This is a genomic window from Microbacterium sp. (assembly GCF_011620665.1).
Lineage (GTDB): Bacteria > Actinomycetota > Actinomycetes > Actinomycetales > Microbacteriaceae > Microbacterium.
Genome location: NZ_WOYQ01000005.1, coordinates 27,636 through 44,214, shown reverse-complemented (window position 1 = coordinate 44,214; position 16,579 = coordinate 27,636). Strand labels below are relative to the sequence as shown.

The 16,579-nt window shown below is 69.0% G+C and carries 13 protein-coding genes; 8 read left to right on the top strand and 5 right to left on the bottom strand.

The genetic code is table 11. The features are described from left to right. Position 1: 1 nt before the first annotated feature. From QZV81_RS00825 to QZV81_RS00815, 3 genes are all read right to left on the bottom strand, one after another. Positions 2–1,081, bottom strand: a complete 1,080-nt coding sequence (locus QZV81_RS00825; RefSeq protein ID WP_292831042.1) for a glycine cleavage T C-terminal barrel domain-containing protein — start codon at positions 1,079–1,081, stop codon at positions 2–4. Further along, on the bottom strand, positions 1,081–1,686 hold the full coding sequence (locus tag QZV81_RS00820; protein WP_292831039.1) for an FABP family protein: 606 nt from the start codon (positions 1,684–1,686) through the stop codon (positions 1,081–1,083). Before QZV81_RS00820 ends, QZV81_RS00825 begins: the two co-directional genes overlap by 1 nt. 144 nt (positions 1,687–1,830) lie before the next feature. Further along, positions 1,831–2,121, bottom strand: coding sequence for a hypothetical protein (locus QZV81_RS00815; protein ID WP_292831036.1), 291 nt, complete (start codon positions 2,119–2,121; stop codon positions 1,831–1,833). 118 nt (positions 2,122–2,239) lie between these two features. On the opposite strand from QZV81_RS00815, the gene QZV81_RS00810 reads away from it, so the two are divergent. The 4 genes from QZV81_RS00810 to QZV81_RS00795 are packed head-to-tail and all read left to right on the top strand — an operon-like array spanning position 2,240 to position 6,651. After that, positions 2,240–2,938, top strand: coding sequence for a response regulator transcription factor (locus QZV81_RS00810; protein ID WP_292831033.1), 699 nt, complete (start codon positions 2,240–2,242; stop codon positions 2,936–2,938). Positions 2,939–2,979: 41 nt separating this feature from the next. Next, on the top strand, positions 2,980–5,142 hold the full coding sequence (locus tag QZV81_RS00805) for an RNA degradosome polyphosphate kinase (RefSeq protein WP_292831030.1): 2,163 nt from the start codon (positions 2,980–2,982) through the stop codon (positions 5,140–5,142). Continuing rightward, entirely contained in the window at positions 5,139–6,077 is a 939-nt protein-coding gene (locus QZV81_RS00800) for an NUDIX hydrolase (protein WP_292831027.1), read from the top strand. Before QZV81_RS00805 ends, QZV81_RS00800 begins: the two co-directional genes overlap by 4 nt. A 1-nt stretch (position 6,078) precedes the next feature. Then, positions 6,079–6,651 carry a chemotaxis protein CheY gene (locus tag QZV81_RS00795; RefSeq protein WP_292831024.1) on the top strand — a complete coding sequence of 191 codons (573 nt, stop codon included), beginning with the start codon at positions 6,079–6,081 and terminating at the stop codon, positions 6,649–6,651. Here the strand turns inward: QZV81_RS00795 and QZV81_RS00790 are convergent. Beyond that, complete coding sequence (locus QZV81_RS00790; RefSeq protein WP_292831021.1) at positions 6,603–7,910, bottom strand: M1 family metallopeptidase; 1,308 nt, start codon at positions 7,908–7,910, stop codon at positions 6,603–6,605. The two genes, QZV81_RS00795 and QZV81_RS00790, sit on opposite strands and share 49 nt — an antisense overlap. Next, on the bottom strand, positions 7,907–11,842 hold the full coding sequence (locus tag QZV81_RS00785; RefSeq protein WP_292831017.1) for a Pls/PosA family non-ribosomal peptide synthetase: 3,936 nt from the start codon (positions 11,840–11,842) through the stop codon (positions 7,907–7,909). The genes QZV81_RS00790 and QZV81_RS00785 overlap by 4 nt, the downstream gene beginning before the upstream one ends. 244 nt (positions 11,843–12,086) lie before the next feature. On the opposite strand from QZV81_RS00785, the gene QZV81_RS00780 reads away from it, so the two are divergent. From QZV81_RS00780 to pstB, 4 genes are all read left to right on the top strand, one after another. Then, positions 12,087–13,193, top strand: coding sequence for a phosphate ABC transporter substrate-binding protein PstS (locus QZV81_RS00780; RefSeq protein WP_292831014.1), 1,107 nt, complete (start codon positions 12,087–12,089; stop codon positions 13,191–13,193). 77 nt (positions 13,194–13,270) lie between these two features. Further along, positions 13,271–14,224, top strand: a complete 954-nt coding sequence (gene pstC / locus QZV81_RS00775) for a phosphate ABC transporter permease subunit PstC (RefSeq protein ID WP_292831011.1) — start codon at positions 13,271–13,273, stop codon at positions 14,222–14,224. 1 nt (position 14,225) lies between these two features. Next, complete coding sequence (gene pstA, locus QZV81_RS00770) at positions 14,226–15,332, top strand: phosphate ABC transporter permease PstA (protein WP_292831008.1); 1,107 nt, start codon at positions 14,226–14,228, stop codon at positions 15,330–15,332. 46 nt (positions 15,333–15,378) lie between these two features. After that, positions 15,379–16,158 carry a phosphate ABC transporter ATP-binding protein PstB gene (pstB, locus tag QZV81_RS00765; protein WP_292831005.1) on the top strand — a complete coding sequence of 260 codons (780 nt, stop codon included), beginning with the start codon at positions 15,379–15,381 and terminating at the stop codon, positions 16,156–16,158. Positions 16,159–16,579 lie beyond the last annotated feature (421 nt).

Sequence of the window (16,579 nt, the reverse complement as noted above, 5' to 3'; positions counted from 1 at the left end):
GTCAGCGGCGGCGGGACAAGCGCGGAAGTCGCGGCACCGCGGCGGTGCGACCGGCATCCGGAGGAACGATCGTCTCAGCGGACGCGGCGACGTCGCCGTCGTCCGTCCGCACGGTGAGCACGGCGTCCTCGGCGAGGGTGCGTTTGACCAGCGCGAGCGCGATCGGGCCCTCTTCATAGTGGCGCGCGACCGATGTGACCGCACCGACCGGTTCGCCGTCGGCGAGGACCTCTGCGCCCGGCTCGGGCAGGACATCGTCGCTCCCGTCGAGCTGGAGAGCGATGAGGCGCCGCGGCGGGTGCCCGAGATTGTGCACCTTGGCGACCGTCTCCTGGCCGCGATAGCAGCCCTTGTCCAGGTGCACCGCCGTGCGGAGCCAATCGACTTCGTGCGGGAGCGTGCGTCCGTCCGCTTCAGACGCGGCTCGCGGTCGCCACGCCGCGATGCGCAGCGCATCCGCCGCCCAGCGGCCGGTGACCGGCGATTCTCCCCGTGCCGCCGCGGCCGCGAGCGAAGCGTACTGATCCGCATCGACGATCGCTTCGACCCAATCGCGCTCGGCACCGGGGTGCGGATCGGCGGCAGCGTATCCCCATCCGCCGGGGGCGACGTTCGGCCACGGATCGACCCACCTCGCCACGGCATCGACGGCCGCGGCCGCTTCGGCCGTTCCACCGATCACGCGATGCGATGAGCCGGCATCCTGGGGGTCGACGCGCAGCCGAAAGCGCATGCGCGTCAGCCATGCCAGCAGCTCCGCAGCCCGATCGCGGTCGACGATGAGCCAGGTCGTCGCTCCGTCATCGACGACGGATGCAGCGTGCTCGACGTGTCCCTGCGGATCCAGAATGAGCAATTCGGTGCTCTCGCCGGGCCGCAGCGAAGCGACAGCCTGCGAGGTGATCGAATCGAGCCACGTCAGCCGATCGGGGCCGGTGATCGTGAGGACGGCACGATCACCGAGGATGGCCAGGGCGCGCCCGGCGACGAGCTCGCGCTGTTCCCGATGGGGCGATCCGAAGTGCAGCGGGCCGTTGTCGTCGAGCACGGCGCCCCGCATCCCCGCGAACAGTTCGGCCATCAGTCGGCCCGCGCGAGTCGCGCCGACGCGTGCGAGGCGAGGCCGCCGCCGAGCGCCGCGACATCCCACGCCCACAGCAGGTGAGCGTCGACGTAGCCGTACATCCGTGTCGCCGCGGCATAGTCCTTCGCCGTCGCGGGACGCACGATCGCGTCGGTCGCGATGTCGATGCGGGGTCCTCGCACCTGGCCGAGGTAGAGCTCGCTGATCCCGTCGGAGTGCACGACCGCCACTTCGATCTCGAATCCTCCGCCGTCCGTGCGGAGGGCCTCGACATCGTCGACGGTGCGCGCAGAGGCGAGCATGTCGGTCGGCGGGAGGAGCGCCGGACCCGGATCGGCTCCCGTCGCCGGTCGCGCCAGACGCCAATAGCCCGTCTCGGCGACCAGCGGCCGAGGTTGGCCGTGACCACCGAGCAGCCACGCACTGGCCGCGTAGTTGACGTAATCACCGCCGTCGTGACTGAAGCTCACCCGATGGGAGAACTCTCCCGAGAAGGAGGTGCCGTCCACGTCGTAGTCGATGACTCCGGTGCCTTCCCACACACCCAGCAACCAGGACAGCGGAACGATGTCCGCCGGAAGGTCGGTGGGAAGATCGAGCACGGCGTCAGCGCTGGCCGCGGTACAGGTTCTTGATCACGACGCCAGAGACGAAGGCGATCGCCAGCGAGGCGAGTGCGAGCAGCCCGACGAAGAAGAGTTCGAGTGCGACGAGGTCCATGCGCCCAGTCTACGCGCCCGATCCGCTCAGACGGAGAACAATGAGGCAAGACCGAGACCGACGCCGATCAGCCCCATCACGCAGAGGCCGCCGACGACGCTGGCCGCGGTCCGCTCGATGAATCCGTGCGGGTGGCCCCCCGCGAGCTGGATGGCGAAAGAGGCGATGACCACGAACCCCATCCCCACCGCCATCCATGCCGGCTGCGCGCCGCCCGGGACCGTGACCCCGACGGCGAGAGCGATGGCCGCGGCGATCAGCCACGCGGCGAGGATGCCGCGGACACCGCTGCGGGGCGCGAGTTCGGGAAGGGACACACGTCCATTGTGGCCCACGCGGCCCGGCGGAGCACGCTCGGCGCCTCCCGCGCGCACGACGCTCTAGGATGGGACACGATCCGGGTCCGCCCGAGTTCTCCCAGCGGAAGGGACCCTGTTGGCACAACTGCTCGTGCTGAGCTCCGCCCGCGGCGGGGGGCCGACCCTGCCCGCCCTGGAACTGCTGAGCCACCGCGTCCGTCAGATTCCCGCTGAACCGGCATCGCTCGTGAACGCGCCGAGTGCCGATGTGATCTTCATCGATGCGCGGCTCGATCTCGTGGGGGCGAAGTCGCTGTGCAAGATCCTCAACACGACGGGACTCGACGCGCCGCTCATCCTCGTCGTCACCGAGGGCGGCTTGACGGCGGTGTCGACCGACTGGGGCATCGACGATGTCCTGCTCGTCACGGCGGGGCCCGCCGAGGTCGACGCGCGCATCCGCCTGGCGATCGGCCGGATGGCCAAGGAGCAGGTGTCCAGCCGCATTTCGACCTCCGGCATCACGATCGACGAGTCCGCGTACTCGGCCAAGGTCCGCGGAAAGACCCTGGATCTGACATACAAGGAGTTCCAGCTCCTGCATTTCTTCGCGACGCACCCGTCCCGCGTGTTCACCCGTGAGCAGCTGCTGAGCGAAGTCTGGGGCTATGACTACTTCGGCGGGACGCGCACGGTCGACGTGCACGTCAGGCGTCTGCGCGCAAAGCTCGGCGACCTCGAACAGCTCATCGGGACGGTGCGCAACGTCGGCTATCGGTTCAACGTCTACGAGGAGGACCAGGTCCCCACCCCGCGCGAACGCTCACAGGCTTAGCGGTTAACGCACCGGTCACTTCGCCCTGCAATGATGAGGGGATGATCGATACGGACGTTCTCGACTCTGGCCTGGATGACGCGGACGACGACGACTTCGATGAAGCCGTCGAGGCCGACGATGCGCAGCTTCCCGACAACCGCTACACCGATCGCGAGCTGAGCTGGCTCGCATTCAACCAGCGTGTGCTCGAGCTCGCGGAAGACCCCCGGCTGCCGGTTCTGGAGCGCGCGAACTTCCTCGCGATCTTCGCGAGCAACCTCGACGAGTTCTTCATGGTCCGCGTCGCCGGCCTCAAACGCCGCATCCTCACCGGCCTGGCCGTGCCCACGAACGTCGGCCGTTCGCCGCAGGAAGTGCTCGCCGACATCTCCGCCGAAGCGCACAGGCTGCAGGTGCGGCACGCGGCCGCGTGGGCCGATCTCGTTTCCCCGGCGCTGGCCGAGAGCGGGATCGAGCTGGTCTCGTGGACGGACCTCGACGAGTCCGAATGCGCCACGATGTACGAGTACTTCCAGTCACAGGTGTTTCCGGTGCTCATGCCGCTCGCCGTGGACCCTGCCCACCCGTTCCCGTACATCTCCGGCCTGTCGCTGAACCTGGCGATCCGCATCCGCAACGCGAAGACCGGCCGCCAGGAGTTCGCGCGCCTCAAGGTGCCGCCCATGCTCCCGCGCTTCGTCGAGGTCCCCGCGAGCGGTCGTTCGCGCTACCTCCCGCTCGAGGAGCTCATCTCGGAGAACCTCGAGGATCTGTTCCCGGGAATGGAGATCCTCGAGCACCACGCCTTCCGGGTCACCCGCAATGAAGACGTCGTGATCGAGGAGGACGAGACCGAGAACCTCATCCAGGCGCTCGAAGCGGAGCTGCTGCGCCGCCGGTTCGGGCCGCCCATCCGACTCGAGATCACCGACAGCATGGATGCCGTGACGCTGGACCTGCTGCTGGACGAACTGGACATCACCGACCACGAGGTCTACCGCCTCCCGTCTCCGCTGGATCTGCGCGGGCTCTTCGACCTGTCACGCATCGATCGGCCGGATCTGCACTACCCGCCGCGGGTGCCGGCGACGGCACCGGCATTCCAGCCCGCGGAGCAGAACGGACGAGCCGACCTGTTCGCCGCGATCCGGGAGGGCGATGTGCTCGTCCATCACCCCTACGAGTCGTTCACGACCAGTGTCGTCGCCTTCCTCGAGCAGGCCGCGCGCGACCCTCAGGTGCTCGCGATCAAGCAGACGCTCTATCGCACGTCGGGTGACAGCCCGATCGTTCAAGCCCTGATCGATGCCGCCGAGAAAGGCAAGCAGGTGCTGGCGCTCGTCGAAGTGAAGGCGCGTTTCGACGAAGCCAACAACATCGTCTGGGCACGCAAGCTCGAGAAGGCCGGCGTGCACGTCGTCTACGGACTCGTCGGACTGAAGACGCACTGCAAGCTGCTCCACGTCATCCGTGAAGAAGACGGGATGCTGCGCAGCTACAGCCACATCGGCACCGGGAACTACAACCCGAAGACGAGTCGCCTCTATGAGGACTTCGGCCTGTTCACCGCCGACGAACAGGTCGGCCGCGACCTCACCCGGCTCTTCAATGAGCTCAGCGGCTACGCGATCGAGAAGAAGTTCAAGCGCCTGCTGGTCGCCCCGCTGCACCTGCGCAGGGGTCTGCTGCGCCACATCGACAACGAACGGCGCAACGCGCAGGACGGCAAGCCGGCGCACATCCGCATCAAGGTCAACTCGATGGTCGACGAGCAGATCATCGATGCGCTGTATCGCGCGAGCCAGGCCGGCGTCCGCGTGGATGTGTGGGTGCGCGGGATCTGCTCGCTGCGCACCGACCTTCCGGGGGTCAGCGACCACATCACGGTCCGCTCGATCCTCGGCCGCTACCTCGAGCACTCGCGTATCTTCGCCTTTCTTTCCGACGGCGACCCCCAGGTGTTCATCGGCAGCGCCGACATGATGCACCGCAACCTGGACCGCCGCGTGGAGGCTCTCGTGCGGGTGGTGGCTCCGGCGCACGTGCGCGAGCTCATCGATCTGTTCGATGCCGCCATGAGCGAGAGCACGAGTTCTTGGCACCTCGGCGACGGCGGGGTGTGGACCCGGCACAGCATCGACGCGGACGGCAAGCCCCTCGTCGATCTGCAGGACACGACGATGACGCAGGTCCGGCGGCGACGCGCCCGAGCGGTGCGATGACCGAGACGGCCGTCTACGCTGCAGGCGGCGTCGTCTGGCGCCAGGTCGAGGGCAAGCTCAAGGTGCTGGTGATCCATCGCACCGCCTACGCGGACGTCACGCTCCCCAAGGGCAAAGTCGACCCGGGCGAGACGCTCGCCGAAACCGCGGTGCGCGAGATCCTCGAAGAGACCGGAATCCGCGTCGCGCTCGGCATCCCCATCGGCGTCTCGCGCTACCGCATGCCGAACAAGCGACAGAAGATCGTGCACTACTGGGCCGCCGAGGCGACCGAGCGCGCCCTGCGCACGTCGAGCTTCGTCCCCAACAAAGAGATCGCAGCGCTCGAGTGGGTCTCGCCGCGTCGAGCCCTGGGCTACCTCTCCTACCCGGTCGACGTCGAGATCCTCGAACAGTTCCTGTCGTTCGTCGATGACGGAATACTCGAGACTTTCCCCCTCGTCGTGCTCCGCCACGCGAAGGCCGCGCCGCACGAAGAATGGAGGGGCGCCGATGCGACGCGCCCCCTGACCCCCCGCGGCATCCGACAGGCCGCGGCGATCGTGGGGCCGCTGCGCGCATTCGGCGTGCGTCGCATCATCTCGAGCGATGCGGTGCGCTGCCTTGCGACCGTCGCACCGCTCTCACGGGCCCTCAGCCGGCCCGTCTCCTCGACCCGCCTGATCGCGCAGGACGCGTGGGACGACGGCTCCTCGGACATCCGCGCCGTCGTCGGCAAGCGCGTCCGCTCCGGCAAGCCGGCCGTGCTGTGCAGCCACGGTCCGGTGATCCCCGGCATCCTGAGCGAGATCGCGCTCGCCACCGGGACCCTCCGCGGCTCCTACCTCGGCAGCGCCTCGGCGCTCGAGCCGGCGGCGTTCTCGGTCGTCCACCTGTCTGCGACCAACCCCGGATCGGGGATCGTGTCGATCGAGACGCACGATCCGAAGCCGTAGCGTGCCGGATCTGCGGCTGGCATGGGCCGTGGCCCGGGGCGGCCGCGCCGAGCGGCGTGAGGCGGCGTGGGCGCTCGTGCGCCGGCTGCTCGCTCGCGAAGGGCATCCGGATGCCCTTCTCTCCAACCCGTGCCCGCGGTGCGGCGGCCCGCACGGGCCGGTGCGCGTCGCCGGTGCGCCGTGGCGGGCATCGGTGAGCTATGCCGGCGCCGTCGCGGTGGTCGGGATCCATCCGGACACGGTGACGGCCTTCGGGCTGGATGCCGAGCCGCTCGCCGATCCGGTGCGGGACGCGGGCGGCGGCGTCGACGGTGGGCTGCTCCGCTGGGTGCGCACCGAGGCCGTGCTGAAGGCGGACGAACGCGGACTGAGAATCGACCCCGCCGAGCTGGAGTTCACCGAGGCCGGGAACGGCTGGAGCGCGCGCATCTCGGACCGGACCGAGGCGTTCATCGGATGGGAGCCGGACGGCGTGCCGGGGATTCTGGTCAGCGTCGCCCTGATGCGCGGCGCCGCCAGCAGCCCTCAGCGCCTCGGCGCGGATGCCTTCGGCAGCGGCGGCAGGGCGCGCTGATCCACCCACGCCGCGAACAGGGCGTCGAGGTCGATCCCGCTCACCCGCGCGGCGAGAGCACGGAAGTCGTCGCTGGTCACGACGGCGTGTCGATGCCCGGTCGTCCATTCGAGCAACACGCGCGAAAACGTCGCTTCTCCGACGGCGCACCGCAGCGCGTAGAGGGTGAGCGCACCGCGCTTGTACACGCGATCGTCGAACATGAGATCCGCGCCCGGATCCCCGAGGAGCAGATCCTGCCGGAGATCGGCCAGCCGGGCGTGGTGCACAGCCGCCTCCTCGGCCACGGTCGGGCCGCCCGACGCCTCCGACCACATCCACTCGGCGAAGCACGCGAAACCCTCGTTGAGCCAGATGTCGCGCCACCGTGCCACACCCACGCTGTTGCCGAACCACTGGTGCGCCAGCTCATGGGCGATCAGACGCTGCTCCTCCGGCACGAGGTGGTTGACGCCGAAAACCGCCATTCCCTGAGCCTCGAGCGGAATCTCGAGCTCATCCGCCGTGACGACGACGGCGCAGTCCTCCTGCGGATACGCGCCGAATGTCGATTCGAACAGAGCCAGCATGCGCGGCATCTGCTCGAACGCGCGAGCCACGTCAGCGCGCAGCGCCGATGGCGCGAAGACCCGCACACGGGCATCGCCGGCGAGCGCAGTCTGCTCGTACGCCCCGATGTGGACGGCGGCGAGGTAGGTCGCGACCGGGACGGTGGACTCCGCCGTGACGGTCACGCGCCCACCGCCGACGGTGCGGCCCGTGGGGCGACCGGTCGGCACGGGGAGGTAGCCGGCATCCGTCGTCACCGACATCCGCATGCGAGCGCGGTCGTCGGGGCGGTCGTTGCACGGGAACCAGGTGGGCGCTCCGGTGGGCTGAGCGGCCACGAGAGACCCGTCCTCGAGCTCCTCCCAGCCGATCGTGCCCCAGCGCGAGCGACGCGGAGCGGGCGCGCCCGCGTACGAGACCTCCAGCGAGAACCGCTCTCCCGCCTGCAGCCGCCGCGGGAGCGCGACCCGGAGCTTGCGCGGCCCCTGACTGAACCGGGTGCGGCGGTCGCCGTCGATCCGCACCCGTGTCGCGCGGAGCCCGACGAGATCGATGCTGATCGCCGAGACCGGCACCGCGGCGACCGCATTGATGATCGCGCGGCCCTCGAGGCGATTGGTGCGCACCCGGTAGTCGAGCTCAAGGTCGTAAGACTCGACGTCGAACGTCGGGTCGCCGCTCTCCGGTGTGTACGGGTCGTGCCCGCTCACGATGTCGACTGGTACGCGCGCGCCTTCACCGCACGCCACGGCCCGATGGGGTTGCCGCTCCAGCGTGAGCCGATCGGCACCGACTCGCCGCGCATGACGAGCGAGGCCGGCCCCACGGTCGCGTGCGCGCCGATCGAGGCCGCCGGGAGGATCACGCTGTGGGGGCCGAGGGTCGCCCCCGCTTCCAGTTCGACGGTATCCATACTCATGATTCGATCATGGAACAGGTGCGTCTGCACGACGCACCCACGATTGACCGTCGATCCGTCGCCGAGCGTGACCAGATCCGGCTCCGGCAGCCAGTAGCTGTCGCACCAGACGCCGCGTCCGATGGTCGCGCCGAGCGATCGCAGCCATACCGCGAGGGCGGGAGTGCCCGTGGCGGCGCGGGCGAACCACGGAGCCGCGAGCATTTCGGTGAAGGTGTCGGATACCTCGGTGCGCCAGACGAAGCTCGACCAGAGCGGGTGTTCGCCGGCTCGGATCGGGCCGACGATGAGCCACTTCGCGATCGTGGAAATGCCCGCCGCGATCGCGCCGGCCGTCATGAGCACCACGCCGGAGAGGAGGACCGCCCAGCCGAGACCCACGGCCTCGACCAGGGCGGCCAGAGCGAACAGCACGAACACCCCCATCGCGCAGGTGATGACGACGGGGACGAAGCGGCACAGCTCCCAGAGCGCCCGCGCGACGCGCAGGCGCCGGGGCGGCTGGTAGGTGCGCGCCTGGTCGCCTTCGGCGGAGAGCCGGCGCAGGCGCACCGCCGGGGAGCCCAACCAGGATGAGCCCGCCTTGGCCTTCGCGGGCGCCGACGAGAGCACCGCGACGAGCCCGTCTCGGGGCACGCGATGTCCGGGGGCTGCCATGCCGGAATTGCCGAGGAAGGCCCGCTTGCCGATGCGCACCGGGCCGAGCCGCATCCACCCGCCGCGCAACTCGTAGGAAGCGACCATCGTGTCATCGGCCAGGAACGCGCCGTCCTCGATGCGTGTCATCGAGGGCAGCAGAAGAACCGTCGAGGCCTCCACGTCGCGGCCGACGCGGGTTCCCAGCATCCGGAGCCAGACGGGTGTGAACAGACTCGAGTAGAGCGGGAACAGGATCGTGCGCGCCGAGTCGAGCAGTCGCTCGGTCGTCCAGGCCTGCCACCCGATGCGGCTGCGCACCGGATACGTTCCCTCGGCGAGGCCGATGGCCAGCAGCCGGACGCAGACGAAGACCGCGGCGGCGTAGACGAGGCCTGCCACGAGAACCGCGGGGACGAGCCACAGGAGAGCGCCGCCCAGAGCCGCGCCGAGCGTCGCGGCTCCGACCATTCCGCGCGCGAGGACCAGCCCGCCGACGGCGAAGGAAGCGATCGGCAGCACGGCGAGGAAGACCGCCGAGGTCGCATACGCCCACAGCCAGCGGTTCGGAGCGGGAGCTCGATCGGCGGGCCACGCTCCCGATCGTCCGCCGGTGCGCACGGCGGGTGACCCTGCCCAGTTCTGATCGGCGCGCACGCGGCCGAACACGGCTGAGCCGGGAGCGATCTCGGCGCGGCGGCCGATCCGGGTGCCCGGAGCGAGAGTGCTGCGCGACCCGATCGTCGCTCCGGCTCCGATCCGGATGCCGCCGATGCGAACGACGTCGCCGTCGATCCAGTAGCCGGACAGGTCGACCTCGGGTTCGATCGCCGCGCCGTCGCCGATCTCGAGCATCCCGGTGATCGGGGGAAGCGCATGCAGATCGACGCCCTCGCCGATGCGCGCGCCGAGAGCGCGGGCGTAGTACCCGATCCACGGTGCGCCGGCCAGCCCCACCGCATCGACCTGGTCGGCGATCTGCTCAGCGAGCCAGAGCCGCACGTGCACCCACCCGCCGCGCGGATAGTCGCCGGGTCGAAGCCCGGCCAGGAGCACACGGGCGGAGGCCGCCGCGATGATCATCCGACCGAACGGCGTCGCGAACACGAGAAGCCCGATCACGAGAACGGGCCAGGGGGCAGCGGGCAGCACCTCGAAGCCGGGCGTCAGGCGGAGAAGGGCCGAGGCGATGAGCAGGTACAGCATCCACCGGATGCCGGACAGGACGAACAGCGGCGCACCCAGAAGCGACTGCATCCACTGCATCCGACGCGGCGTGGGCTGGGGCCGGTGGAAGGTGTCGTCGGCGTCGTCGTGCAGAGCGGCGCCGAGGGCCTTCGCCATCGCGCCGAGGCGGGGCACGTCGTAGATGTCGGCGACGGAGAACTCCGGAACCCGCGTACGGATGCGGGAGACGAGCTGGGCCGCCGCCAGCGATCCGCCGCCGAGGTCGAAGAAGTCGACCTTGGTGCCGGTCACCGGCATGCCGAGGACCGCCTGCCACTGCTGCGCGAGCCAGGCCTCCCCCGGCGAGAAGTCCGGGTGCGGCAGCTCCACGTCGGGGAGCGGCCAGGGAAGCGCCGCGCGATCCACCTTGCCCGAGGTGCGGATCGGCAGGTCGTCGACGACGGCCAGCAGCGGGACCATCGGAGCGGGCAGCCGCTCGGCGAGGTCGGCGCGCGCGGCGAGTCGGTCGAAATCGGGGGACGCCGCGAGATACCCGACCAGCACGGGCACGCCGGCCTCGGTCATCCGGACGGCGACCGCTGCGCCCGTCACTCCCGGAAGATCCTGCAGGGCCGCTTCGACCTCGCCCAGTTCGATGCGACGGCCGCCGACCTTGACCTGATCGTCGGCGCGCCCCTGAAAGACGAGCCCGGCGCTCTCGAAGCGGACGAGGTCACCGGAGCGGTAGGCGCGATCCCAGCCGAGGGTCGGCATCGCGGCGTACTTCTCGGCATCCTTCGCCGGATCCAGATAGCGCGCCAGTCCCACGCCGCCGATGATCAGCTCTCCGATCTCGCCGTCCGCGACGGGCTGCCCGTCGGCGTCGACGACAGCGAGGCTCCAGCCGTCGAGCGGCAGTCCGATGCGGACAGGCCCCGGACCGCCGAGCGGCGCGGCGCACGCGACGACCGTCGCTTCGGTGGGCCCGTAGGTGTTCCAGACTTCGCGTCCTTCCGCCGCCAAGCGGGCCGCGAGCTCGGGCGGGCACGCCTCACCGCCGAAGATCAGCAGGCGGACGTTCTCGATCGAGTCCGCGGGCCACATCGCCGCAAGCGTCGGAACCGTGGAGACCACCGTGATGCCCTGCCGCAGCAGCCAGGGTCCGAGGTCCTCTCCCGAGCGCACGAGCGAGCGGGGAGCGGGCACGAGGCACGCCCCGTGTCGCCAGGCCAGCCACATCTCTTCACACGACGCATCGAATGCGACCGAGAGGCCCGCCAGCACACGGTCCTGCGGACCGAGCGGGGCATCCTGCGCGAACAGGCGCGCCTCGGCGTCGACGAAGGCGGCCGCCGAGCGATGCGTGACCGCGACACCCTTGGGGACTCCGGTCGACCCGGAGGTGAAGATGATCCACGCGTCGTCGTCGGCGGTCGGCGGCGGCACGGTCACGAGGGCGTGCGTGGACGGATGCGGAGCATTGCCCGCGAACAGCGGCGACTCGTCCGGGTCCCCATCCTCGGCGCTGACCGGGGCGTATGCGCCGGTGCCCGTGATGACGCCGTGCACGCGCGCCTCACCGAAGACGAGTCGCGCCCGCTCGTCCGGGTCGTCGGCATCCACCGGCACGTACGCGGCACCGGCAGCCAGTACGCCGAGGATGCTGATGTACAGCTCCTTCGAGCCGGAGGGCATCCGCACGCCGACCCGGTCGCCGCGCCGCACTCCGGCCGCGTGCAGGCGGGCCGCCGTTGCGCCGACGCGTGCCATCAGCTCGCGGTAGCTGAGCGCTCCGGAGCCGTCGTCGATCGCCGACGCCTCGGGGTGGCGCGCCGTGGTCTGCCGGATGATGTCGACAAGGGTGCGTGGGTCAGCAGCCGCCTGCGAACGATCCAGGATCGCGGTACCGGATGTCGACACGGTCAGGAGAGGACGTCCGGGCGCGACAGCACGCGCTCGGCTTTGCTCGACTTCGTCATGGCTCACAGACTAGTCCGGGCGAGTTGGCCGAAAGAGAACGGGGTGCCGGTTCGCGCCGATCAGTGCGCCGCGCGTTCACCTCTCGTTCACCGGGAAAGCGCACGCTCGTAAGAGTCGGTGTCTACCGTCGAGGCTGGCTCTGCACCGGGGCCGCAATCACAGGACAAACCCGAAGGACACACACGTGAAGCTCACCCGCCTCGCCCAACTGGGCGCAGTCGCCGCCATTGCAGCGCTTACCCTCACCTCTTGCGCCTCGAATGAGACCGGTGGAAACACCGAGCCCACCGATGGCGCCTCGTCCCTTTCCGGCGAGCTCGCCGGAGCGGGCTCGTCCGCCCAGGATGTCGCGGTCCAGGCCTGGGCCGCAGGATTCCAGACCATCAACTCCGCCACGACCGTGACCTACGACCCCTCGGGCTCGGGCGCGGGGCGCGAGTCGTTCCAGGCCGGCGCCGTGGGCTTCGCCGGATCGGACCGTGCGTTCACCACTGACGAGATCGCCGAAGGCCCCTTCAGCGCTTGCGTCGAGGGTACCGACATCATCCAGATGCCGTCGTACATCTCACCGATCGCCGTCATCTTCAAACTCGACGGCATCGAGACGCTCAACATGGATCCCGCGACGGTCGCCGGCATCTTCGCCGGCACGATCACGAACTGGAACGACCCTGCGATCGCCGCGAGCAACGAGGGCGTGTCGCTGCCGGACCTCGCCATCACCCCCGTGCACCGCGCCGATGACTCCGGCACCACGGAGAACTTCACCGATTACCTCTCCCAGGCCGCACCTGCGGTGTGGACGTGGGAGGCCGACGGTGTGTGGCCGGCGACGCCCGTGGCCGGCGAAGCAGCCCCGCAGACTTCGGGAGTCGTCGCCGCCGTTGACGGCGGAACCGGAACCATCGGATACGCCGACGCGTCGCGCGCCGAGGGCTTCGGAACCGTCGCGGTCGAGGTCGGCGGCGAGTTCGTGTCGTTCTCGCCGGAGGCTGCCGCCGCCGTCGTCGACGCGTCGCCGCGAGAAGAGGGGCGCACCGCCGGAGACCTGGCGATCGCGCTCGACCGCACTCCCGACACGGCCGCGTACCCGATCGTGCTCGTCAGCTACATGATCGCCTGCGAGGAGTACACCGACGCCGCCGTGGCGCCGCTGGTCAAGGGATTCCTCGAGTATGTGATCAGCGCTGAGGGTCAGGATGCCGCGGCAGCCGCGGCTGGCAGCGCGCCCATCTCGGACACGCAGCGCTCCGCGATGCAGTCTGCGATCGACCTGATCGTCACTGAGTGACGCTCGGTGTGCCCGGTCCGGCGATTCGCCGGACCGGGCACACCACGGGTTTTACACCACCGAGGGGAAACGGATCCATGACCACGACACCGGCGCAGACGGTCGCTCCCCGACCGAAACCCAAGCAGCGTCCCGGCGACCGCTGGTTCTCGGCGACTGCCCTCGGCGCCGCTGCCATGATCCTCGTCACGCTGGCAGCGGTCGCGATCTTTCTGATCATCCAGTCGATACCGGGCATCTCGGCCACGAAAGCGACTGCCTCGATCCTTCGCAGCGATTTCTGGGACTACGTCTGGCCGCTCGCCTTCGGCACAATCTGGGCGGCGCTCCTCGCCCTCCTCATGGCGGTACCGGTGTCGATCGCCGTCGCGCTGTTCATTTCGCACTACGCGCCGCGGCGACTGGCGCAAGCCCTCGGCTACATCGTGGACCTCTTGGCCGCTGTGCCGTCCGTCGTCTTCGGTCTGTGGGGAATCCTGGTGCTCGCGCCCGCCGTCCTGCCCGTCTACGCATGGCTGAACGCCAATGTGGGATGGTTCCCGCTCTTCAGCGGAACGGTCTCGGGCACCGGGCGCACGATCTTCACGGCCGCCATCGTCCTCGCCGTCATGGTCATGCCGATCATCACCGCGATCTGTCGTGAGATCTTCCTTCAGACCCCCGTCCTCCACGAAGAGGCGGCGCTGGCACTGGGCGCAACGCGCTGGGAGATGGTCCGGATGGCTGTCTTCCCCTACGGCCGGAGTGGAATCGTCTCGGCCTCGATGCTCGGCCTCGGCCGTGCCCTCGGCGAGACGATGGCAGTGGCGATGGTGCTCTCGGTTGCCAACATCATCAGCATCCGACTTCTCACCGCCGAGAATCCCGGGACGATTCCGGCCAACATCGCCTTGACGTTCCCCGAGGCGTACGGCACGAACATCAATGTGCTCGTTGCCACGGGTCTCATTCTTTTCATCGTCACGTTCATCGTCAACGCCGTCGCACGCTGGGTCGTCGACCGCCGCAAGGAATTCTCGGGGGCCAACTGACATGACCATGACCACCGCTCCCGCACCGGCCCCATCGAAGGTCGCCGTGCCGAAATCAAGCCAGCTCACAAGCGGCCATCTTCCCAACTGGGCGCCGTGGGCCATTCTGGGGATCAGCGCCGTCATCAGCGCCCTGATCTTCTGGGTGCTCGCGCTGGCGCCCGATGGGGCATTCAACGTCCCCGGATGGGCCGTCGTGTCCGTCCTGATCTGCCTGATCTTGATCTCGGTGACCTCCACGCTGGTCGAGGGCCGCCGCAGAGGCGTCGATCGTCTGGTGGTCGGGTTGGTCACAGCGGCTTTCGCACTCGCGATGGTGCCGCTGATCTCGGTCACCTGGACGGTCGTGGTCAACGGCGTGGCCGGCATCTCTGCGGAGTTCTTCACCTCTTCCATGCGCAACGTGGTCGGCGAAGGCGGCGGGGCGCTGCATGCGATCGTCGGGACGCTGCTGATCACCCTCGCCGCGGCAGTGGTCTCGATTCCGATCGGACTGCTCACCGCCATCTACCTCGTCGAGTACGGCCACGACGGCCGGATGGCCCGGAGCATCCGATTTCTCGTCGATGTCATGACCGGCATCCCGTCGATCGTGGCCGGCCTGTTCGCGTTCGCCCTGTTCGCGCTCTTCTTCGGACCGGGCGTACGCATGGGAATCATGGGATCGCTCGCCCTCGCCGTGCTCATGATCCCGGTCGTCGTGCGCTCCAGCGAAGAGATGCTGCGCCTCGTGCCGAACGAACTTCGCGAAGCGGCGTACGCACTGGGTGTGCCGAAGTGGCTGACGATCGTGAAGGTGGTTCTGCCCACTTCGCTCGCGGGCATCACAACGGGAGTCATGCTGTCGATCTCACGCGTCATCGGTGAAACGGCACCCCTGCTGCTGACTGCAGGGGTCACCGCGTCGATGAACTTCGACCTCTTCAGCGACCGTATGGCGACACTCCCCGTCTTCGCCTACTCACAGTTCATGAACCAGGGCACCCCGGCTTCGGCGTATATCGACCGAGCCTGGGCCGCAGCCCTCACCCTCATCGTCATCGTCATGGCGCTCAACCTGATCGCGCGTCTGGTCGCGAAGATCTTCTCCCCCAAGATGGGCCGCTGACCTGCACGGCACCCTGAACTCACCCGAAAGCGAAACCTGAGGAACCGTGTCCAAGAGCATCGAAGTCAACGACTTGAACGTCTACTACAGCGATTTCCTCGCCGTCGAGGGCGTCAGCCTCGAGATCCAGCCGCGCTCCGTCACTGCCTTCATCGGTCCGTCGGGCTGCGGCAAGTCCACGTTCTTGCGCACCCTGAACCGCATGCACGAGGTCATCCCCGGTGCCCGCGTCGAGGGTGAGGTCCTCCTCGACGGCGACGACCTGTACGGTCCGGGTGTCGACCCGGTGCTCGTGCGCCGTCAGGTGGGGATGGTCTTCCAGCGCCCGAACCCGTTCCCCACGATGTCGATCAAGGAGAACGTACTTGCCGGCGTGAAGCTGAACAACAGGCGGATCTCCAAGAGCGATGCCGATGCCCTGGTCGAGCAGTCGCTGCAGGGCGCGAACCTCTGGAACGAGGTCAAGGACCGCCTCGACAGGCCCGGCTCGGGCCTCTCCGGCGGGCAGCAGCAGCGCCTGTGCATCGCGCGCGCGATCGCCGTCTCGCCCGATGTGCTGCTGATGGACGAACCGTGCTCCGCGCTCGACCCGATCTCGACCTTCGCGATCGAGGAGCTCATCGAGGAGCTCAAGAAGGACTACACGATCGTCATCGTGACCCACAATATGCAGCAGGCGTCGCGGGTCTCGGACAAGACGGCGTTCTTCAACATCGCCGGCACCGGCCAGCCGGGCAAGCTCATCGAGTACAACGACACAAACGCGATCTTCACGACCCCGGCCATCCAAGCCACCGAGGACTACGTCTCGGGCCGCTTCGGCTGAGTCTCGCTCTCTCTCGGGCCGCTTCGGCTGAGTCTCGCTCTCTCAGGCCGCTTCGGCTGAGTCTCGCTCTCTCTCGGGCCTCCCCGGCGGGGCAAGCGCCATCCTCCGCAGGCACCCATCTCCGCACGCGCGCATCCTCCCTCTCATGCCTCTTCTCGGCGCATGCCGCTTCTCCGCGAGTGTCCCGCATTCTGCTGTGTCCCAGCTTCTGGGGCGTGTGTCCCAGCTCCAGCGGCGTGTGTCCCACTCCCGGCGGAGTACGTCCCACCTTCGGCGACTCCCAACCCACCCGAGCGACCGAAACTGGGACACACGGAAGCGCACAGGCGGCCCTTAACCCAGTCCGGCAGCCAAAGCCGGCGCATCCTCCAGCGGCGTGTGTCCCACTCCCGGCGGAGTACGTCCCACCTTCGGCGACTCC

Bases quoted from the DNA above. Each gene is read 5' to 3' on its own strand.
- pstA (WP_292831008.1), top strand. From the start codon at position 14,226: ATGACCATGACCACCGCTCCCGCACCGGCCCCATCGAAGGTCGCCGTG.
- QZV81_RS00825 (WP_292831042.1), bottom strand. From the start codon at position 1,081: ATGGCCGAACTGTTCGCGGGGATGCGGGGCGCCGTGCTCGACGACAAC.
- QZV81_RS00805 (WP_292831030.1), top strand. From the start codon at position 2,980: ATGATCGATACGGACGTTCTCGACTCTGGCCTGGATGACGCGGACGAC.
- pstC (WP_292831011.1), top strand. From the start codon at position 13,271: ATGACCACGACACCGGCGCAGACGGTCGCTCCCCGACCGAAACCCAAG.
- QZV81_RS00800 (WP_292831027.1), top strand. From the start codon at position 5,139: ATGACCGAGACGGCCGTCTACGCTGCAGGCGGCGTCGTCTGGCGCCAG.